Source organism: Streptomyces sp. BF23-19 (assembly GCF_041106355.1).
In the GTDB taxonomy this organism is placed as follows: Bacteria; Actinomycetota; Actinomycetes; order Streptomycetales; family Streptomycetaceae; genus Streptomyces; species Streptomyces virginiae_A.
In genome coordinates this window covers 125128-145284 of the sequence record NZ_JBGBPT010000008.1, presented here as the reverse complement: position 1 = coordinate 145284, position 20157 = coordinate 125128, and the positions used below count along the sequence as shown (strand labels likewise).

General features: G+C 69.9%; 18 protein-coding genes and 2 pseudogenes. 8 read left to right on the top strand and 12 right to left on the bottom strand.

Annotated features, from left to right (window positions below; all coding sequences use genetic code 11):
- Positions 1-258: 258 nt before the first annotated feature.
- Both AB8A24_RS07560 and AB8A24_RS07555 read right to left on the bottom strand, forming a co-directional pair.
- Positions 259-1806, bottom strand: a complete 1548-nt coding sequence (locus AB8A24_RS07560; RefSeq protein WP_369475190.1) for an alpha/beta hydrolase — start codon at positions 1804-1806, stop codon at positions 259-261.
- 541 nt (positions 1807-2347) lie between these two features.
- Complete coding sequence (locus AB8A24_RS07555) at positions 2348-2698, bottom strand: hypothetical protein (RefSeq protein ID WP_369475189.1); 351 nt, start codon at positions 2696-2698, stop codon at positions 2348-2350.
- 158 nt (positions 2699-2856) lie between these two features.
- Here AB8A24_RS07555 and AB8A24_RS07550 point away from each other — a divergent pair, with 158 nt between their 5' ends.
- Together AB8A24_RS07550 and AB8A24_RS07545 are read left to right on the top strand one after the other, a co-directional pair.
- Positions 2857-3378 (top strand): hypothetical protein, encoded by a 522-nt coding sequence (locus tag AB8A24_RS07550; RefSeq protein ID WP_369475188.1) that lies wholly within the window; start codon positions 2857-2859, stop codon positions 3376-3378.
- A gap of 289 nt (positions 3379-3667) precedes the next feature.
- Positions 3668-4432 (top strand): hypothetical protein, encoded by a 765-nt coding sequence (locus AB8A24_RS07545; RefSeq protein ID WP_369475187.1) that lies wholly within the window; start codon positions 3668-3670, stop codon positions 4430-4432.
- 58 nt (positions 4433-4490) lie between these two features.
- On the opposite strand, the gene AB8A24_RS07540 is transcribed toward AB8A24_RS07545, so the two are convergent.
- The 5 genes from AB8A24_RS07540 to AB8A24_RS07520 form a co-directional block, all read right to left on the bottom strand.
- Positions 4491-4784, bottom strand: coding sequence for a DUF1330 domain-containing protein (locus AB8A24_RS07540; RefSeq protein ID WP_328959820.1), 294 nt, complete (start codon positions 4782-4784; stop codon positions 4491-4493).
- A gap of 124 nt (positions 4785-4908) precedes the next feature.
- Positions 4909-6369 (bottom strand): MFS transporter, encoded by a 1461-nt coding sequence (locus AB8A24_RS07535; protein WP_369475186.1) that lies wholly within the window; start codon positions 6367-6369, stop codon positions 4909-4911.
- 26 nt (positions 6370-6395) lie between these two features.
- Entirely contained in the window at positions 6396-6857 is a 462-nt protein-coding gene (locus AB8A24_RS07530) for a MarR family transcriptional regulator (RefSeq protein WP_328959818.1), read from the bottom strand.
- Between the two features lie 464 nt (positions 6858-7321).
- Positions 7322-8440: a fatty acid desaturase gene (locus AB8A24_RS07525; RefSeq protein ID WP_369475185.1), complete on the bottom strand. Its 1119-nt coding sequence runs from the start codon at positions 8438-8440 to the stop codon at positions 7322-7324.
- 7 nt (positions 8441-8447) lie between these two features.
- Positions 8448-9503 (bottom strand): ferredoxin reductase, encoded by a 1056-nt coding sequence (locus AB8A24_RS07520; RefSeq protein ID WP_369475184.1) that lies wholly within the window; start codon positions 9501-9503, stop codon positions 8448-8450.
- A gap of 87 nt (positions 9504-9590) precedes the next feature.
- Here AB8A24_RS07520 and AB8A24_RS07515 point away from each other — a divergent pair, with 87 nt between their 5' ends.
- Positions 9591-10730 (top strand): PucR family transcriptional regulator, encoded by a 1140-nt coding sequence (locus AB8A24_RS07515; protein WP_369475183.1) that lies wholly within the window; start codon positions 9591-9593, stop codon positions 10728-10730.
- Between the two features lie 579 nt (positions 10731-11309).
- Here AB8A24_RS07515 and AB8A24_RS07510 read toward each other — a convergent pair.
- Positions 11310-12010, bottom strand: a pseudogene (locus tag AB8A24_RS07510) (helicase associated domain-containing protein); the annotation flags it as partial.
- Here AB8A24_RS07510 and AB8A24_RS07505 point away from each other — a divergent pair.
- Positions 12011-12190, top strand: a pseudogene (locus AB8A24_RS07505) (IS5/IS1182 family transposase); the annotation flags it as partial.
- Between the two features lie 9 nt (positions 12191-12199).
- Here the strand turns inward: AB8A24_RS07505 and AB8A24_RS07500 are convergent.
- A complete protein-coding gene (locus AB8A24_RS07500; protein ID WP_369475182.1) occupies positions 12200-12430 on the bottom strand; it encodes an e9imm peptide in 231 nt (76 codons plus the stop codon).
- 398 nt (positions 12431-12828) lie between these two features.
- Here AB8A24_RS07500 and AB8A24_RS07495 point away from each other — a divergent pair, with 398 nt between their 5' ends.
- Positions 12829-15330: a WD40 repeat domain-containing protein gene (locus AB8A24_RS07495; RefSeq protein ID WP_369475181.1), complete on the top strand. Its 2502-nt coding sequence runs from the start codon at positions 12829-12831 to the stop codon at positions 15328-15330.
- A gap of 74 nt (positions 15331-15404) precedes the next feature.
- Here AB8A24_RS07495 and AB8A24_RS07490 read toward each other — a convergent pair whose 3' ends face one another.
- Entirely contained in the window at positions 15405-16268 is an 864-nt protein-coding gene (locus tag AB8A24_RS07490; RefSeq protein WP_369475180.1) for an alpha/beta fold hydrolase, read from the bottom strand.
- A gap of 401 nt (positions 16269-16669) precedes the next feature.
- On the opposite strand from AB8A24_RS07490, the gene AB8A24_RS07485 reads away from it, so the two are divergent.
- Entirely contained in the window at positions 16670-16921 is a 252-nt protein-coding gene (locus AB8A24_RS07485; protein WP_369475179.1) for a hypothetical protein, read from the top strand.
- 64 nt (positions 16922-16985) lie between these two features.
- Entirely contained in the window at positions 16986-17252 is a 267-nt protein-coding gene (locus AB8A24_RS07480) for a hypothetical protein (RefSeq protein ID WP_369475178.1), read from the top strand.
- A gap of 115 nt (positions 17253-17367) precedes the next feature.
- Here the strand turns inward: AB8A24_RS07480 and AB8A24_RS07475 are convergent, their stop codons facing one another.
- Entirely contained in the window at positions 17368-17508 is a 141-nt protein-coding gene (locus tag AB8A24_RS07475) for a hypothetical protein (RefSeq protein WP_328959809.1), read from the bottom strand.
- A gap of 183 nt (positions 17509-17691) precedes the next feature.
- On the opposite strand from AB8A24_RS07475, the gene AB8A24_RS07470 reads away from it, so the two are divergent.
- Positions 17692-18324 carry a DUF4241 domain-containing protein gene (locus tag AB8A24_RS07470; RefSeq protein WP_328959808.1) on the top strand — a complete coding sequence of 211 codons (633 nt, stop codon included), beginning with the start codon at positions 17692-17694 and terminating at the stop codon, positions 18322-18324.
- A 123-nt stretch (positions 18325-18447) separates the two neighbouring features.
- Here AB8A24_RS07470 and AB8A24_RS07465 read toward each other — a convergent pair whose 3' ends face one another.
- Positions 18448-20052 carry an ISL3 family transposase gene (locus tag AB8A24_RS07465; protein WP_369475197.1) on the bottom strand — a complete coding sequence of 535 codons (1605 nt, stop codon included), beginning with the start codon at positions 20050-20052 and terminating at the stop codon, positions 18448-18450.
- Positions 20053-20157 lie beyond the last annotated feature (105 nt).

Sequence of the window (20157 nt, the reverse complement as noted above, 5' to 3'; positions counted from 1 at the left end):
GTCGCAGCCCACGGGAAGAGGCCGAATGCGTCGCCCGCTTCCTTCCGGCCATGCTGGGCGCGCACCAGGTCGGCACCGTGCGAGCCGCGGCGCCGCCCGGGCTCTGCACGCGGGTTGTGAAGCCCCTTCGTCATGACATCGGGAGGCACCAGCCGAGGCGCGAGGCAGACGTTCACGAGAACCGGAGGCAGTGCGTCTCAGCGCGCCGCGAGACGGCGTCGGAGCCGCGCCGACTTCCGAACTGCTGTCAGAGACGACCTACCGGCCGGCGGTCGGGTCGGGCAGCGGCTTGCCCTCGCACGAGGCATCCTCGGTCGGCATCCGGCCGTCGACGAGGAAGCCCTCGACGTACGCGTCCACGCACGGGTTGTGCGACTGGTAGACGCCATGGTCGCCGCCGCCGACGGTGATCAGCCGGGATCCGGCCGTCCCCCGGTGGGCGCGCAGCGCGCCCTCGTAGTAAGTGGCCGGGTCGTGGCGCGAGTTGAGCATCATGATCGGTGGCAACCCCCGCCCGGTGACCTGCACCCGGGGCGCCTGGGAGCGCGGCCAGGCGGCGCAGACGGAGGCGAAGGTCAGCTCACGGGCCCCGGCCATCGGGTACGCGGCGCTGTCGGCCGCGCTCCGGCGGACCCAGTAGGCGCTGTCGTGGTTCCACGGGGTGTCCTGGCAGATGACGGAGAAGAAGTCCGCCGCGAACTGCGCCCCCAGCGGGTGCTTCAGCTTCTCGGCCAAGGCCTTGCGGGCGGCCGGCGGAGCCGCCTCCGGGTGCTCCAGGACACCGAGCAGCATCGCCAGGTCGGGGAAGCGGTCGCCGCTGTAGATGATGGAGGTGGCGGCGGCGTCGAGGTGGTTGGGGCTGACCGTCGTCCCCTCCAAGTCCAGCGGGTGCTCGCCCAGCGCGCGCCGCAGCCGCTCGTACGAGGCCTTGGCCTCCTCGGCGGTCCGGCCCCGGTGGTACGTTGCGTCGTTCGCGGCGAGCCAGGGCAGGAAGTCCTGTTCGAACCGGCGCTGGAAGCTCATCGGCTGGCCCGTCAGGAACTCCTGCCAACTGCCCGTGAAGCCGATGTTGCTGTCGAGCACCACCCGGTCGACCCGGCGCGGGAACTCGGTTGCGTAGTAGGCCCCGAGGAAGGTGGCGTACGAGGGGCCGTAGTAGGACACCTTCGACTCGCCGAGCAGCGCCCGGAACAGGTCCATGTCGTGCACGGCCTGGTCGGTGGTGATGTAAGGGAGCAGGTCGCCCGACCGCCGCTCACAGTCCCGTACGAAGTTCCGCGCCCGGTCCACAGTGGCGTCCACAGCCTGGCGGGAGCGGTCGCGCAGGTCGCCGCTGGTGAACAAGGCGTCCACCGCGTCCTGGTCGGAGCAGACCACCTGCGCGCCGGCCCCGACCCCGCGCTGGTCGAAGCCGACGACGTCGTACGCGGCCGCCAGCTTGGGCGAGTACGATGCCAGCCCCGCGGGCCGGCCCAGCCCCGAGGCGCCCGGCCCGCCGGCCGCCATCATCAGCACGCCCCGCCGCGCGGCGGGGTCCGCGGCCCGGTGCCGGGACACCGCGACGGTCAGGTCCGCCCCCGTGCCCGGGTGGTACCAGTCGCGCGGCACCGTCATGGAGGCGCACTCCAGCGCACCGGACTGGCACGGCTGCCAGTCGAGGCGCTGCTGCGCGTACCGGGCGGGCACGGCCGGCGCGCCGCCCTTCGCCCCGGCGGCGCTCGCCGGCGACGCGGGCAGGGCGGCGAGGGCGAGCAGCCCGCACGCGGCGGCCGTGGCCCATCGCGCGGGCTTCTTGAAGAGGTGCATGTGGGTGGTTCCCCCTGGTCGGAGCGATTCGGTACACCCCGATCCTCCGAGAACCCGGTCCATCGGACGATCCCCCCAATGCCCGTATCCGGGGTGGTGTCAGCACCACCCCGGCCTGGCTGGGCCGCCTCGACCCCGTCGAGGCCGGACGCGGTCCCGGAAGTCGGAACTCCTGGGCTGCCCTGCCTGGTCGTGCGCCAGGCCCCTCCAACCACCGGATGGTCGTCGACCGGGTGAGCGCGGCCGGGCGCTTCTCCTTGGCGACCCGCTGCCGGTCTCTGGTACAGGCGTCTTCGCGAGCCTCGGCGGAGACATGCTTGCCGCAGGTGATCGCGGCGCTGTCGTTGACCGGGGCCGGCGAAATACCGGATGGGGGAACGCGTCGCCTTGCCGGGGAGATGCAGGCGGGCGACACCGGCGGGAAGTTCGGCGTGCGGTGCTCCGTGCCGGCGGATCCGCAGGGAGGGGATCCCGCGCAGGGCAACTGCTGATCTTCCAGCGGGTGCACGTACGGATGGGATCGCCCGATCCGGCGAAGCCCTCACCACTTCTCGGCGAGTCCCTCCAGGGGGTCGGCAGCTCCGGCCCGGTTGATGCGGTCGGCAGTGGCGATGGCATCGGTGATCCAGGCTCGGGCACGGAGGGTGGTGCCGAGGTGATCGGCGAGGGCAGCGGTGATGTCCTTGAGCTGGGCGTCGCGGTTGAGGACGTCCAGGACGAGGGCGGCGAGCGGGGCGAAGTCGCCTTCCTGGGCGTGCTCGACGGCGGCGGACATGGTCGAGCGTATGCGGTAGATGCCCGCAGCCTGCTTGAGCCCGCGCCGGAACCGGGCGTCGTCGTGGCCGGGAAGGTCGTCAAGGAGGGCGGCGAGCTGCTCCTCGTCGTCGGTCACGGTCGGCTCCTTCGCGTCGGCGACCCCCTCATTCGCGACCGACGCCACTGGACAGCCCAGCCACCACAACCGGGCCTGACCGGCGCCGCATAACGCTGGCCGACCCGGTGAAGGTAGGTTGATCATCAGTTGGTTGGAGGCTCTGGGGAGGAGCTGTTGTGACAGAGATCGAGGTCCCGGGGCCTGAGCCCGACTGGCAGCCAGCCACACAACCGCCCTACTACACCGGCAAGAACCCCGCCTACCAGTACAGCGTCTGGGAACACCACGCCCCGCTGTTCCAGATGATCGGAGTGCTGGCGCTGCCGGTGCAGCCCGTGGCCCAGCGGCTACGTCTGCACGTGGAGCGGTCGTGGGACGGGCTGGACGAGCTCGACGCCGTACTGTTCCGGCTCAAGGGATTCAGCTTCGCGATCAGCAAGCACGACGGCAATCCGGTGGGTGTCTCGTATGTCTGGCTGACCGAGCCGCATGAGCAAGCCGACAAGGCCCTGGACACCCTCCTGGAGGTGGTCGGGATCGGGGAGGACGCCGTCGCATTCCGCGGAGACGCTCACGAGGACCCAGCACAGCCGACCGCCGGGGCGCACGATGCCGGCTCTCCGGATGAAGCCACTGACGTAACCTTGCCGACCTCTCTATCGGCAAGGTTCCGGCGTGCGATCGGCAGCAGCCAGTAGGCACCTCCGACGCTTGACAACGGTCATGGGGAATCAGTCACATCTCGGCGAGCCTTGACCGCGCGCGGCCCTGCAGAGTCGCCCCCGGCTGGTCTGGCGGACCCTGGAAGACAGACGCGTAAGCCGTGAGGGAGGCTCCCGTGACGCTCAGGCCGCCGGTGGAGCCGATGCCGGCGCGGGCCGCAGAGGCCGTGCCGGGCCCGGCCGCATTGCGGGCGAGGGTGGCGCACGAGCAGAAGCTGGACGGTCACCGGGCGCTGCTGTTCACACGGTCGGCCCGGGCGGGGCGGTGCTGGCGCAGTCCCGCCGCGGGGCGCTGGTCCAGGACCGGTGGCCGGACCTGGTGGCGGCCGCCGAGGCGCAGTTGCCGCACGGCCTGATCCTCGATGCCGAACTGGTCGTCCGGGACGCCGAGGCGGGCCGGTTGGTGTTCGAGGCGTTGCAGCGCCGGGCCGCGACCCGCAGCTGCGGCGCCGCCGGCCTGGTCGCCCAGCGGCCGGCCTATTTCGTCGCCTTCGACCTCTTGCAGCTGGACGGCCAAGAGCTCCTCGCCTGCCCGTACGCCGAGCGGTGCGCCCTGCTGGAGAACCTGTTCTCCGAGTACGCGCTGACGGCCCCGTGGACGCTCTGCCCGATGGCTACGGACCTGGCCAAGGCGAGGAAGTGGCTGGAGTCCTGGACGGACGTGTCGGGCGTGGTGGGGATCGTGATCAAGCCCCTGAACGGCCGCTATCCGGTCGGGTATCGGGGGTGGACCAAGATCAGGAGGCGGGACACCACTGAGACGATCGTCGGCGCGATCACCGGCACCCTGACCCGCCCGCAGCTCCTGATCCTCGGCCGCCACGACCAGGACGGGCCGGCTGCACGCGGTCGGCCGCACCGTGCCGCTGCGCCCGGACGCCGTCCGGCAGGTCGCCGAGCATCTCACCGCGACCGCGACCGCGGCCGCGCCCGGGCACCCGTGGACGGGGGCGAAGTTCTCGGCGACGTGGGGGAGCCGCGACGTCCTGGACACCGCACTCGTCCAGGACGCGACGGTGCGGCGCGCTGACGAGCCGGGGTGATCCCCGCAGTCGGCTTCGTGTTCGTCGCCGACGCAGCCTCGATCGTCAGTCGAGGCCTTCGATGATGCGGAAGTCGCGCTCGACGCCGTCAGCGAGTGCGACCAGCGCCTCTTGATAGGCCGCACTCGCATGTGCGGCGACCGCCTGTTCGAAGCTGTCGAACTCGATCAGGACGGTGCGCTCGGCGATTCCGGCGTCGTGTGCGACGACCCGGCTGCCGCGGGTGAGCAGCCGCCCGCCCGCGGCCTCGACGGCTGGACCGGCCAGCTTGTTGTAGGCAGCCAGCTTCTCGGGGTCCGCAATGGTGCGGTAGGCGCTGACCCAGTAGCCCTTGACCACGGTACCTCCTGTGTTCGGAATTGATGCTCAGAAGCATGCTCGGAAGCATGCTCAGATCCATGGCCGGCGCGCTGTGAGTCAGCGAGCCGACGGAGACGGCGTCGAAGTCGGACGGCTTCGATCCTCAGCTTCCGGTTCGACTCGACCGGCCCAGGCCCGGCACACCGACTGGGGCTGCGATCGGATTGGTCTCGGGTGAGCGTCGGCGGGCGAGGGCGAGGGCGAGGCCGGCCGTCGTCGTGATCGCCATCGCGGCGACGCCGACCAGCGCCGCGGTCGTGTAGGCGTCGTCGTTCGGGAAGAGGCGGCCCGCGGCGGTGCCCGCGGCCAGGACCAGACCGCCGACGGCGCTGCCCAGGGAGTACCCGACGCTGCGGACGACGTAGTTGAAGCTCATGGCGCTCGACGTCTCGCTCCTGGGGGTGACGGCCAGGATGACGCCGGGCATGGCGGCCGAGAAGCTGCCGACGCCGAAGCCCAGCACGCCCATGGCCGCGAGCAGTTCGGCCAGGTTGGACCGGGCGGTGGCGAACAGGACGAACCCGCCGCCGACGATGGCGGCGCTGCAGGCCAGGAGCAGGGGGCCGTCGATCCGTTCGCCAACCCGCGGCGTGAGCTTGCCGGCGACGAACCCCAGCACGGAGAACGGGATGAGGACCAGCCCCGCCTCGAAGGTGGTCAGTCCGAAGCCGTAGCCGGCGCTGTGCGGCGTCTGCGCGTAGCGGGTGATGAGCGTGAGCAGGAGGTACATGCCGCTCCCGCCGACGAACATGGCGATGTTCGCCCCGGCGACCGCCGGGTGCCGTACCGCCCGGACATCGACCAGGGGCGTCTTGGTTCGCAGTTCGGAAACGGCCCAGAAGCAGAGCAGGAGTACGGCGGCGACGGCAAGGGTCACCGCCACGGCGAGGTGTCGGCTCCACAGGCTCCTCCCGCCGGCCAGGAACAGGACGAGGAGCAGTCCACCCGCCAGGACGAGCGCACCGGCCACGTTCACGTGAGCGGAGCGGCCTTCGGGAGCTGCGGGCATGGAGCGCCACGCGGTCACGAAGGCGATGGCGGTGACGAGCAGGCCGAGGCCGTAGGCGGCCCGCAGTCCGCCGAACTCGGCGAGCAGCGCGGCCAGCGGGTAGCCGACGCCGGCTCCGATGATGGAGACCACTGAGATCAGGGCGATCGTGGCCGCGCTGCGCTCCTCGGGAAGATGGTCGCGGGCCACGCCCATCATCAGCGCCGTGAGACCGAGTCCGACGCCTTGGGCCGCTCTGCCCACGAGCAGCCAGGCGAACGGCAACGGCAGCACGGTGAGCGCGCTGCCGACGACGACGATCGCCAGCGTGGCGAGAATCGTGGCCCGCCGGTGCGGACCGGCTCCGAGCCGGCCGAGGACGGGTGTGGCGACGGCGCCGCTGAGCAGGGCGATGGTCAGCGTCCACTGCGCGCTGTCGAGGGAGACGTGGAACGTGGTCGCCACGCTGGTGATGAGCGGCGTCCCGAGGCTGGCGACCGCCGCCACGACCAGGGCGATGAACGTCAGGGCGGGGACCAGCAGACGTGCCTCGGAACGTATCAGGGCAGTGCTCATGGGCTGGTCATGAGCCTGGGCCGCGGTCACCGGTCCGACTCCTCTCGGGCGTGGCTTTCGAGCTCCGCCAGATGCAGCAGCGCCGGAAGGGCCGCTGCCAAGGCCTCGACCTCGTCACCGGTGAGTTCGTCGATCAACCGCGCGTACGCGTCGACGCCCGCCTGGCGTCGCGTCCGGACGTACGACGCGCCGGCCTCGGTCAGGCACACCAGCGTGACCCGCCTGTCGGACGGATCGCCCTTCCGCTCGACCAGCCCGGATTCCTCCATCACCCGGACCAGGACGGTCATCGCGGGCTGGGTGACGCCCTCGGCCACCGCCAGATCGGTGATCCGTCGCGGGCCGGTCTTGTCCAGGGTGGCCAAGGTGGCGGCGGACGCCAGGCTCATGTCGCGGGGAAGGCGTCTCACGGCCCTGGTGGCCAGACCGTAGAGGGCTGACCCGATGGCATCGGAAGCGCCGTGCGCGGCGTCTCGGCGGCGACTCATGCCTGAAGCATAGCAGTGTTATATAAATTCTTTATGTATCTCCGATCAGGGTTCGGCGATACTCCACCGCCGTCTTCACAGGCCGGCCGGCAGAACAAGAAGGGCAGCCGGGCCAGACGCCACTGACTATCGGCCGGTCTCGATCGCCTGCCCGCGTGCGGCATCACCAGGCCTCGCCAATGATGGGGCCCTCGCCTCGCCGACATCTGTCGAAGGACTGTCGCACGCGTATGACCTCTGCCGCCGCACTGGTCGCCTCCGCCCTCCCTCCTCCTCACGCTGTCGATGGCGGGAGCCGCACAGGCCGCCGCACCCCTCGTCGAACCCCAGCACGCGGGCAGATACCACATCACCAGCACGCCGCGAGGAAGGCACCGGTCGGCAGGCGCAGACCTGTTCGACCGCGGCTGACCGGACCGGCGGTGCCGCCGGTCCGGCCGAAAGATCTGAACCAATACCGGGAATCAGGCCGCGACGAGCTCCTGCTCGCGGTCCGGCGTTTTGACCTTGGGCTTCTTGTTCGGCAGTGAGAGCCGGAAGACCTTGCGCCACGCGGAGAACACCTGCTTGGGGAGCGGCCCGGTGACGTACTCCAGCTCGTACTTCTCGAACAGCGCGCGCACCTTCACCGCGACCTCGGCGTACCGGTTGCTCGGCAGGTCCGGGAACAGGTGGTGCTCGATCTGGTGCGACAGGTTGCCGGTCATGAAGTGCATGGCCTTGCTGCCGCTGATGTTCGCCGAGCCCATCATCTGGCGCAGGTACCACTGGCCGCGTGTCTCGCCCTTGATCGACCGGCGCTCGAAGACCTGTACGCCCTCGGGGAAGTGCCCGCACATGATCACCGAATGGGACCAGATGTTGCGGACCAGGTTGGCGGTGAACGTAGCGGCGAGCGTGGGGAGGAACGACGGGCCCGACAGTAGCGGGTGGATCACATAGTCCTTGAGCACCTGCTTGCGGATCTTGCGCCCCACGGCCTTGGCCCGCGCGCGGAATTCCGGGTTCTTGCGGCGACGCTTGTGCAGGTTCTTGCCGAGCTCCAGGTCGTACGCTGCGATGCCGTACTCGAAGAAGCAGGCGTTGAGGAAGTTCCACAGCGGCTGGCCGAGGTGGAACGGGTGCCACTTCTGGTCCTCGTCGACGCGCATGATGCCGTAGCCGAGGTCGTTGTCCTTGCCGATCACGTTGGTGTACGTGTGGTGCAGCTCGTTGTGCGAGTGCTTCCACTGCTCGGACGGCGAGACGTGATCCCACTCCCAGGTGGTGGAGTGAATCTTCGGGTCCCGCATCCAGTCCCACTGGCCGTGCAGGATGTTGTGGCCGATCTCCATGTTGTCCATGATCTTCGCAACGGACAGACCGGCGGTGCCGATCAGCCACGCGGGCGGGAAGATCGAGAACAGCAGTACGCCCCTGCTGACCAGCTCGAGCTTGCGCTGCGCCGAGATGACCTTACGGATGTAGGCGGCGTCCTTCTCGCCGCGGTCGGCGATCACCTCGTCGCGGATCGCGTCCAGCTCGCGGCCGAGTTCCTCGATCTGCTCCGCGGTCAGGTGGGCGGTGGGGTCGATGGCGGTCAAGGTGCTCCTACCGTTCGATGTCGCAGGGGCCCGCCGCGGCGGACACACAGGTCTGGATGAGGACGCCCGGCTCGGCCTCGGTGATCTCGCCGGTGCGCAGGTCGCGGACGGCGCCCGCCTTGAGCGGCGTGACGCAGCCGAAGCAGATGCCCATGCGGCACCCGGAGGGCATGAGCACGCCGGCCTCCTCGCCGATGTCCAGCAACGGCGTGGCGCCGTCGGCGTCGACGGTCTTGCCGGTGGCGCTGAACGTGACCTCGCCGCCGTCGCCGGCGACGACGATGCCAGGGCGGAAGCGTTCGGTATGCAGGCGCTCTTGTACGCCGTGCTCGGTCCAGTGCTCTTCGGCGGCGTCGAGCAGGCCTGCGGGCCCGCAAGCCCAGGTCTCGCGCTCGGCCCAGTCGGGCACGAGTTCGTCGAGACGGGCGATGTCGAGCTTGCCGTCCGTGTCGGTGTGCACCTCGGTGAGCCGCAGCTTCTTGCCCGTGACCAGGTCGTGCAGTTCGTTGCGGAAGATCACGTCTTGCGGCTGTGGCGCGCAGTGGACCATGACGACGTCGTCGAGCTCGATGTCGCGCAGCATGCCCATCACGGGCGTGATGCCGCTGCCGGCCGTCAGGTAGAGCACCTTGGCGGGCTTGGCCTGCGGCAGCACGAAGTCACCGGTCGGCTGGTCGAGCTGGATCAGCGTGCCCGGCTTCGCCTTGCGGACCAGGTGGTTGCTGACCTTTCCGTCCGGGATCGCCTTCACGGTGATCGTGACGCGGCCGTCCTGGCGGTCCGTCGGCGAGGTGATGGAGTAGGCACGCCACAGGCGCACCCCGTCGACGTCGACTCCGATCCGCACGTACTGACCGGCTGTGTGGCCGCGCCAGCCCCGTCCCGGCCTGATCACGACAGTCGCGGCGTCACCCGTCTCGGGGTGCACGGCCTCGATGCGCCCACGCAGGTCAGCGCCCGCACGCAGCGGGCTGACCAGGTCGAGGTAGTCCGACGGCAGCAGCGGCGTCGTGACCATTTCCAGCAGTTTCCACGCCCTGCTGCGGAGGGCTGTACTCGTCATGACTCCAGCTTGCTGCGCCTCAAGGGGTAAAGTCCTGACCGCAGGACGTAAATCTGATCGGCTGAATTGTGCGCAGGGAACAAAATCGTGAGCCATGCAATCCGGAGGGCCGGCGAACTGGCCCTGGATGAGACGACGGTCACCGCACTTCGAGCAGCGCTGAAGACCACCGCCGACGAGGTCGTCCAGGCGATCATCGACGAGGTCCCTCCCTACGCCAACGCTCTTTCGGGCCGCATGGGTGCCACCATCCGCCGGTCCGTCCGTACCGCCCTGGGGCACTACCTGGACCTCGCGAGCGGGAACGCCACGGGCGGCGACGGCGGTGACGCAGCCTACGAGCTGGGCCGCGGCGAGGTGCGCGACGGCCGTTCGATGGACGCCCTGCTCAGCGCCTACCGCGTCGGCGCCCGCGTGGCCTGGCGATGCCTGGCAGCGGGTGCCGTACCCGTAGGTCTGCCCGCCGCCGAGGTCGCCAAGTTCGCCGAGCTGACCTTCGCCTACATCGACGAGCTGTCCGCCGCGAGCGCCGCGGGCCACGCCGACGAACTGGCCGCCCGGGGCAGGGCCCACGAGCGCCACCTGGAACACCTGGCCCGCGACCTCCTCGCCGACGCGAGCCCGGACGTGCTGCTGGCCTCTGTTCAACGGGCCGGGTGGCAGCCTCCGGTTTCGCTGACCGCGGTCCTGCTGCCCGCCGCCCAGGCCCGGCCTGCCTACCGCACGCTCGACCCGGGCACCCTCGTCCTCGACGATCTGCCGGACGCCACCGGTGTGCTGCTCGTCCCCGATGCCGACCGATCACATCTCTTGCGGCAGCTGACCGACCGCACCGCCGTGGTCGGCCCGGCCCGGCCGTGGACTCGTGCGTCCGCCTCGTACGCACGAGCCGTACGCGCGCGCTCCGTCTCCTCCGATATTCGCGACACCGAGGACCACCTGCCCGAGCTGGTGCTGAGCGCCGACGTGGACGCGTTCGCAGACCTGCGTGCCCGAGCCCTCGCACCGTTGCGGACCTTGCCTGTCGCGACGGCACGGCGGCTGGAGGAGACGTTGCGAGCGTGGCTGCTGCACCAGGGCAGGCGGGAGGAGGTGGCGGCGGCGTTGTTCGTCCATCCCCAGACGGTCAGGTACCGGATGTCGCAGCTGCGGGAGCTGTTTCCGGATCTCGCATCGCCACACCGGGTCCTTGAACTGACGCTGGCGGTCGGTCTTCGGGTCAGCTGACGCGTACTTCGACCGTCGACGACCGCGTCCGCGACCAGTCCAGGAATCGTGCCTCGTTCTCGGTGCTCGAAACGGCTTACCCACCAGCAGACCGAAGCGCCGGACGTCACCGGCCCCCGCAGGAAGCGCACACGCTCGCGCAGAACAACCCCGACCTGCGCTACATCGTCGAGAACATCGTCACGTTGGCGCTCACCTTGGAAGCGCGTCCGTGGGCACTCGGCTTCAGCGACATGTGCGACACCTGGAAGCTTGGGAGCCGAACAGCCCGGGTCAGCCCAAGCCGTGGGACGGGCAGACGCACCAGCTCCGCAGTACATCTTGGAGTACTCCGTATTTCCGCCCGGTCAGAACATTGAACGTCGATGGACCGTGGAGCACCCACCGCCTCGCTCCCGAGCCCTGTTGCACTACTGACCGGGACCAGCGCTGGTCCGCAGCCACCGGCGGACCTGTGCTGCGGCCCCCGTTCCACCGCGGGTCCGGCGCCAGAAGGCAAGACGAAGGCCCCGGGGGTCACGACGTCCCGGGGCCTCCACTTCGCCGACCTCCCAGCTCAACGACGAGCGAGGTGGCGTGTCACGCCCAGTCCACGCCCAGCTTCGCGAGGGCGGCGAGCCGGCCGGTGGTGAGTTCGTCGCGTCGGGTTTTGGGGTTGGAGACCCGCACGCCCAGCTTCACCATCACCATCACCATCACCGGCTCCGTCTCGCCGTCGACCGCGATCTCCTCGCCGTGAGCCCTTGGGACCGGCCGACTCGCGCCTTCCCGCTCCACCCACTGCGTGGGGGCCGTCAGGCCCTGCTGGAACACCTGTTGTGCCTTGCTCGGACCCCTTCGCCGTACAACCGGCCGCCGGGGTGGGAGAGGGCGCTTGGTCGGGCTGTACGCCGAGCTCGGTCAGCCGCTCCTGCTGCTCGGGCAGGAGCCGGGTCGAGGTGGCTGGCTGTTTCTGCTGCTGGAGCCACTTGCCGATGTCGTCGCCGTCCATGAGCACGGCGGGTGCGATGTCGGGGAGTAATGCGCCAGCCTTGGCATCCTTGCGTCGGAGGTTGGCCATGTGTTGTCCGATGGGCACCGTCTCGTCGTCTTCGCCCCACGGCGTCGTGTCGGGGTGCGAGGTGTCCGGTGGCCCGCCGGTAGGAGCGGAGCGCGGCGAGCTCGGCCTCCCATGCCTCTTCACCCGGCTCCCAGAGCCTCCCGGCCTCCGGCACGTCCAGCAGGGACTTGCGCCGCTCCTCGAGTTCGTCGGCGCGCAGGGGCTTGCATTGCTGGTGCACTCACGCGACGGACGGCCACCCGGATTCGACGAAGAGCGGTACAAGAAACGCAACACCGTCGAACGGGCGATCAACCGGCTCAGGCACGCCAGAGCCGTGGCCACCCGCTACGACCAGCGCGGTTATGTCTTCCGCGGGCCCGCAACCGTAGCAGCCCTCGTTATCCGGCTTCGCACCTGAGCGCGTGTGTCACAACGCGATCGCCCGATAGGCCAATGCCTGGTCGACCACCTCATCGGCAGAGAGCTCTCGCTCTGGCGGCCAGAAGATCAGGCCGCTGACGTGGCCGGATGGACAGGCCAGGGCTCTGTCAAGCCCGTCCAGCCACCCGTCCGCCTCGTCCTCGGACGCATAGTCCGCATCCATGACCCGCTGCACGAGCGCGACCGCTTCAGTCCGGCTCATCTCCCCGGCACCCATCACAGCCGCAGCCTCCCTGGGCGCCGGCCTAACGAGCGGCGTGATCGGCCGGACAAGTCCTGGCCGGGCCGTGGCGGTGGGGAGGAGAGGCAGCAGTGGCGGGCCGGGTTTGCCGGTCCGGACGGGGCGGACAGGACATCGAGGGGGCTTCTGGCCAAGCTTCTATCAGGTCGTGTTCCACCTGGCCGGAGCCATGAAGAACGGGCCCCGGCAGCCGGACGGTACAGCGGGAAGACAGCCCAGCAGGGCGTCAGTCAGTGGCAGAGCCACGACCACCGGAACCCGCTACGAGTATCAATGTCAGTGGCTGTCTGTAGCATCCGTGGCCAGGTTGGTGACCCGTCCCCCCGCAGTGGGGAGGGACGGGGTCGTGAACGGGCTGCGAGGAGCGTGTGGCGATGGCGAACGGCGACAGGGCCGTCGGGCAGACGCTGGATTCCGACGACGAAGCCGCGCTGTTGCTGCCGTTGGCGTTCGCCGAAGGCGTGGGTCTGCCACTCACCCTGTGGGTGGTCCTGGCACGCGCCCTGTCGGGTCACCCGTGGACGGCTCAGGACGTGAGCGTGTTCCGGGACCGGGCGGGCGAACTCCTGGTCGAGACTCAGACACCGGAGGGTGTGGCCTACCGGTTGCGTGCCCGAGGAGCTCGCTCGGGCGAGCGGCAGACGCAACGGGCGGTCACGAGCGCATTGCTGGCCGAGGTGCCCCTTGACGGGGACAACGGGCACCGCGACTGGCCGGCTGCCGCACCGTACATCGTCGACCATCTCGCCGCCCACGCCGCCGCGGCTGGTGCCCTGGACGACATACTCGAGGACGCCGAGTATCTGGTGCACGCGGCCCCACAGGGGCTGCTCCGCGCGCTCAACATCCCGGGCTCGTCGCAGGGGACGGTGCGGCGGAGTATTTACCGAGCATCCGTCCACGTCCATGCCACCGCGAGCCTGCCCGAAAGGCGGGACATCCTCGCCGTCGATGCCGCTCGCCACGGTGAGACCGGGCCCGCCTTGGAGCTGTCTCGCGCCCGCCCGTGGCGGCCGCGCTGGGCGACCGGCACGATGGTTCATCCAGCGCTGCGCTTCACCAAGACGGGATTGGGCGTGGACGCCGCCGCGTGCACCGTCATCGACGGGCGTCCCCACGCGGTGACCGGCTGCTACGACGCGAACGTCCGGGTGTGGGACCTGGTCGACGGAACCGAACGCCTTGTCATCACTGAGGACGACGGGGTCTACGCACTGGACTGCGTCGAGATCGACGGGCGTCCCCATGTCGTCACAGGAACCTGCTCCGGCAGCCTACGGGTGTGGGATCTGGATACCGGGGCCGAGCGGTTCGCCCTCGGAGGTCACAAGGGCTGGATACACGCGGTGGGTTGCACGGTGATCGACGGTAGGCCGCACGCCGTCACTGCGGGAGAGGACTGCCTGGTCCGGCTGTGGGACCTGGTCGACGGGTCGGAACGTGCGCGGATGCCCGGCCACACCGAGGAAGTACGAGCGGTGGCGTTCACCGAGGTCGCCGGCCGGCCCGTGGCCGTGACCGGGGGCTATGACAACACGGTGAGGCTGTGGGACCTGGAGGACGGCGTCGAGCGGGCCGTGCTCACCGGTCACACGTCGGCCGTCTATGCGGTGGCCTGCACGATGATCGACGGCATCCCCCACGCCATCACCGGGAGCGGCGGGGAGCACGCGGCACGGGTCTGGTGCCTGACCGACGGCTCGCAGCGCGCGGTGCTGGGCGGGCACACCTCGTGGATATCTGCCGTGAGCTGCTTCGAACTTGGTGGACGCCCCCACGTGTTGACCGCCGGCGGTGATTGCACGGTGCACGTGTGGGATCTGGCCGAGGACACGGAGCGCGCCGTCCTGACCGGACACCACGGCTATGTGGACGTGCTGGCCAGCACGGCGATCGACGGGCGCCCGTACGCTGTGAGCGGCGGCCATTCCGCGCCCCCGCGCGTATGGGACCTGGGTGACGCCGCCCTGCCCGCAGGACACAAGGGCCACACCGGGACCGTGCAGGCCGTGGGCGCCGTGGAGATCGACGGCCGTCCGCATGTCGTCACCGGAGGCGACACCACAATACGGGTCTGGGACCTGGCCGATGGGACGGAACGAGGCACCCTGCCCCACGGGCACCGTGTGGAGGCGCTGGCGTGCACAACGGTCCACGACAGCCCCTACGCTGCCGTCGGAGGCTGCTGCGGCGTCGCCCGGGTCTGGGACCTCGCCGCAGGGACCGTGCTTCGGGACCTTCCCGGACCCGACCTCCGGGTGGAGACCGTGGCGTGGGCGGACGTCAACGGCCGTCCCCGCGTGGTCACCTCCGACCAGGACCGCACCATACGCGTGTGGGATCTGGCCGAGGATGTGGAGCACCCGCTCCACAGCGACCGCACCCGGTCGGCGGGGCGGGCCATGGAGCCCGTCACCGTCGACGGCCGCCCCCACCTCGTCACGGGCAGCGATGACGCCGCACTGCGGCTGTGGAGGCTCACGGAGAAGGGCCGACGCGTCACCGCCACCGTCCACACAGGGCACCACTGGATACGGGCACTTGCCGGCACCGTCCTGGAGGGCCGTCCCCACGCGCTGACCGTGGGCGGGAACGACACCGCAGTACAAGTGTGGGATCTGACGGACGGCACCCTGCGGTCCACCCTTGCGGGACACCGGTCAGGAGTTCTCGCGGTGGCCTGCACCACGCAGGACGACCGTACGGACGCCATCACCTTGGACGGCAGCGGTACGGTCCACGTCTGGGATCTCGCGCCGGCCCGGCTCCGGGAGAAGGTCGCGCTGCCGACGCGGGCCCAGTGCATGACCGCCGTCGGCCAAGGTCTCGTCATCGGCATGGGCGACGACGTGGTCGTACTTGACCGCAATCGCTGAGGCGGGGACGGGGTGGACGGTGACGCATCCCGAGGCTGCGAGCAGCGCGGTCAGGAGCACTCGTGATCTTGAGGTCAGCTTCCGGGGGCGTGGGCCTCGTCGTTGATGTCGCTGATCAGCCAGGCGAGCATCGCGGGGGTGGCGTCGAAGTGGCCGCCGTGCCCGGCATCGGCTTGTCTGATCAGCATCGCGGTCGGCATGCGTGCGGCGAGCCACTCGCCATGCGCAGGAGGCACCAGGGTGTCGAGGCCACCGTGCCAGATCCGCGTCGGAACTGTGATGGCTGCCGGGTTGAACCCCCATTCCGTGCCGAAGATGGCGGTGACGTCGTCCACCCAGCCGTCCAGCCCCGGCCGGACCGCTTCGGCGAACGCCGGTCCCATCATCGCGCTGATCTCCGGTCGCGAAAGGACCGCCTGTTCGATCTCCGGCAGCGTCGGGAAATTGGCCGTTCCGAGATTCGCCAGGTGTTCCGTGACGTCTTGCCTCCCGGTCAACGCCACGGCGGCACTGCGGCGGTTTCCTTCGCTCATGCCGGCGGTCCAGTCCAGCCCGGCCGCGTCACGCGGCGCCGGGCTCGCCAGCGCCCCCAACCGTGTCACCCGTTCGGGATACCGGGCAGCGAAAGCCATGGCATGCGGGCCGCCCCCGGACACCCCGAACACCGCGAAGCGGTGCAGGCCGAGTGCGGCGGTGATGGTGGCGACATCAGCGGCGGCATCGATGACCCGACGCCCCGGCTTCGGTGTGGAGCCCCCGAACCCGGGCCGGTCATATGTGATCAGCCGGACGCCGAGCTCGTGGAACAGGGAATCGTCCGGGTATCGGGAGAGTCGGCTCATCGGGCTGCCGTGTAGGTAGACGACCGGCTTCCCGGTGAGGTCGCCCCATTCCTCCACTGCCAACGTTCGACGGTCGTCGGTGATCAACTCGCGCATGGCGGCAAAGCTAGCCCTGGCACCGATCGACGGCCAAGGCCTTTCATCCACAGCGCAACACCGGTGTGAGTGGGGGCGAAAGCCCGGGTGGTGCGCAGGGTGGGGAGGCGGCCGTCGAGGGCTGTGCAGGGTGCACGCGCAGACCACGACCCGCTCCTTCTCGCTGCCCGCCCCAGGCACGGTCGGGGAGGCACGGAACGTGGCTCGCTTCCCCTCGGCCTTCGCCGCCCGAGTACGACACCGCGCAGCACGCTTCGAGATCCTGGCCACCGGAGCCTCCCCCGAGTACCGCTGCCCGACCGGCTGCGGGGCACCGCCACCCTCTACCTCTTCCAGGTCCGCGGCGGCTGAAGTAGCCGGTCCCGGACAGCTGGCCAGTCGCTTTCGGGGCTACCTCCTGGATGCAGGCCACAGGCACGGCCCTGGTAAGCCGCCTCGGGGACGCGACCCTCCCGTCCCCGACCACGCCGCTGACCGCGCGGCCCGCGTCCGCGTCCCGGTTGTGGGTCTCCCCGATGGCGGCCCGCTCCCGCTCCCGCTCCACCACCACCCCCGTCACCGCAGCCCTCGGCCGGAAGGCCCAGGCCGAAGCCGCCGTCCCTGCCCACCGACAGCAGGCCGCCCCTGTCAGGGGAGCGGGATGCGGCCGGTGAGCAGGCCGTACGATTCCCGGGGGACGAGGTGCCGAGGGAGCGCGGTCACGGCAGGGGGACGGACATGAGGTTTTTCTCCGTGGAGGGCCGGGAGTACGCCGCCCTCACAGTGCTCGGGAGCGACGACTTCGACGCACTGGAAGTCGTGGAGATGACTGCTGCCGGGGGTGGCGCCCTCTTGTTGGAGTTCCGGATGGACGAGGAGACGGCCACGCTGGTCCACCTCGGCGCGGAGGTAGGTATTCCGCTGCTCAGGGCCTCCTTGGAGATCTTCCGCACCGACTTCCTGGAGCCGAGGCGCGCAGCGGGGCTGCCGCTGCCGCCCTGGTAGCCGAGTCCGGCCTGCGCCTGGCCTTCCGGTTCCAGGAGGGAGGGTGTGGTCGCGGTGGTGATGACGGCCTGGCCGGTCAAGCTCCGGCAGCACCAGCACGAGGAACATCGGCCTTCTATTGCGCCCATTCCACGCCGAGTTCGGCGAGGCCGGCGCGCTGCGCCTGGTCGAGTTCGTCGCGCCTGCTCCTGGTGTTGCTGAGCCTGGCTTTGTCGCTGAGAGTCAGGTTCTGGCACAGATCTTGGGGAGCGATCACGGATTGCGACGATGCAAGAAGTGCCGATGCCAGCGGGCCCACGTAGCTTTCGGTTGACCGCCCGGCCGGGTGGCGAGGAGGGAGTGAGACATGGAGTGGGTAAGGGACGCGCGGCTGGCAGCCGGGCCTGAGGCCACCTGGTACTTGGAGGCGGCTTTCACGCCCGGTGCTCACCTTGGGACGGTGTACGACGATCCGATGACGCCGGTAGTCGTGACGGGCATCGAGGAGCTGACGACGATCCGCGTACCGAGCGGCCGGCTTGTCGTCGATGCGCCATGGCACGACGACCAGGTCTGGGAGTACCAGAGGGGGCTGCCGACCAGGCCCCCGCGGGAGCTGGCGGTGCGCATTCCCTCGGGCGTCTACCGGGTAGAGATCGCGTGGACGGCAGGCCCGTACGAGTTCATGGGCGAGCATGTCGACGGTATTGAGTGCGCCGCGACGCGCCTGTGCATCAGCGACGACCCTGTCGTCGGATGGGAGATGGGCCTGAGTGTCGAGGACGACATCGCCCGGCTTCAGCCGGGCGAGGAGCCCCGCTTCTTCTCCGATGCTAATGTCGGCTGCTTCGCCGATGCAGGCGCGTGGACGACCTTGTCCGCACCGTTTCGCACGTTCATAGACGGGGTCCCTGCCCCGCGCGATTCTGAGCAGCTGGCCGACGGGTGCGAACGGGTACGCGATGAGTCGCAGCAAGCCGATCTGGTCACGTTCGGGGCCGAGTCGGGCGGCGTCGTCTGGTTGGGCCGCACGAAGACCGGCGACGTGGCGGCGATCGTCGTCACCAGCGGCATGCCCGATGCCAAGGCATGACATCGCTGCCGCCTCTCCCTGTCCTGCAAGTCGCGCAGCCGGACGTGGCTGCCCGCTTTCACTGGGAGGAACAGCCTGAGGAAAGGTATCGGGAGTCGCACCTCGAATAGCCACTGCGAGGCGCTACTGCAGCAGGATCATCTTCCGGAGCAGGTGGAAGCCGGCTCGGCCGTAGAGCTGTCTCTTGATCTTCTTGATGCGGTTCACGGCTCCCTCGACGCTACCCGAGCTCCAGTCCAGGGTGAGGCCGGCGATCACGGCGTCGAGGTCTCGCCGCAGGTGGAGCGCGAAGCCAGTGAGCCCGGGCAGCTCGCTGGCTTCGGCTGCGTCGATCCAGGCAGGGAGCGTGGCGCCGAGGCGGTCGGTGAGCACCTCGCCGAAGTCGCGGACATGTCCGGCAGCCGTGTCCAGTTCCGGACGGCGGGTCAAAAGGTCCTTGAGGCCGATGCGGTCCTCCTCACTCAGGGTGGCGGGGTGGCGGGTGAGCCAGCCGGTCACCTGCCGTACGGTCGCTGGCCGTGGCGGTGTGGCGGACGGGTCCCTGCGCAAGCTGGCGATGTGGGCTCGGACCATGCCGTAGGTGACGGGAGCCTGCTCGGCGACCAGTTCGCCGTGGAGTCGGGTGACGCTGGTGCATCCCTCGGTGAATCGTCGTTCGAGGTAGGGCTTGTAGGGATCGAGTCTGCTGGGCCGGGGCCGGTTCTCGCGGATGGTGTCCTGCCAGCGTGAGGCGTTCGCGTACCGGAGGACGGTGTTGAGGCCCCAGCCCAGATGCCGGGCGATCGCCCGGCGCGAGTGCCCCTGGGCGAGCATCTCGTGGACCAGGGCGTGTGCGGCCTTCTTTCGCGCGGCCCGCCGGCCGACGGGCTCCGCGTCGTCTTGCGATCCCCCTGAAGTCGGTCGGGTGGCCTCCGTCAGCGTGCCGCTGGGCGCCGGCGTGCGCAGACAGTCGCGGTGGGCAGCGACGCAGGTCTCCACGGCGCGGCCGAGGCCCTGCCACAGATGGAACCGGTCGGCGACCTGCAAAGCATCTGGTGCACCGCGCCGCGCGCCCTCGGCGTAGGCACCCGCCCGGTCCCGGCAGATGATCTCCACGCCGGGATGGCAGTCCAGCCAAGCTGCCAGCGGCCCGGCTTCACGGGTCGGGAGCACGTCGACCACGCGATGGTCTTCGATGCTGGTCAAGACGGTGGAGTAGGTCTGGCCGCGACGGATCGCGAAGTCGTCCACGCCCAGCACGCGTGGAGTACTGAATCGCGGATCGGGCAACGCCATGACCCTGCGTAACAAGGTCATCCGTCCCGCACCGAAGCCGGGCTGGGCCGCCAGTCGAGCGCCGGCTCGTCCCGCCAAGGCGAGCCCCACCCGCTCCAGGGCGCGGTTCAGCCGCGTGGTGAACCGCGCGTACGGCGCGGCCAGCCGGGAGAACGGCTCGGCGAACGTTCGGCGCGGACAGTCCGCCGACCCGCAGATGAATCGCCGGACCATAAGCCGGATCACAAAGCCCTGCTCAGCGAGCGGAAGGTCCTTCAGCCTGCGCTGGTAACGGTCGTGGACCCGGTCCGCGAAGCGGCCGCAGTCCGGACACGCCGCCCCCGCCATGCGGCCTCTTGCCACCACCTCGACCGTGCCGAACGCGACCGTAACCGCCTCGACCTCCACATCGTCGATCCCGTCGAACACCAGCGAATCCCAGAACGGTGCATCGGTCTGCATGACCAGCACCATCACTGTTCACAGCCAGCCAGAGCAGCGAACGGGATGCACCTGAGGGAGCATCACTTCCGGCCTTCAGACGCCAAGGCGTGCGCCGTCTCGCACGAGTCAGTCACT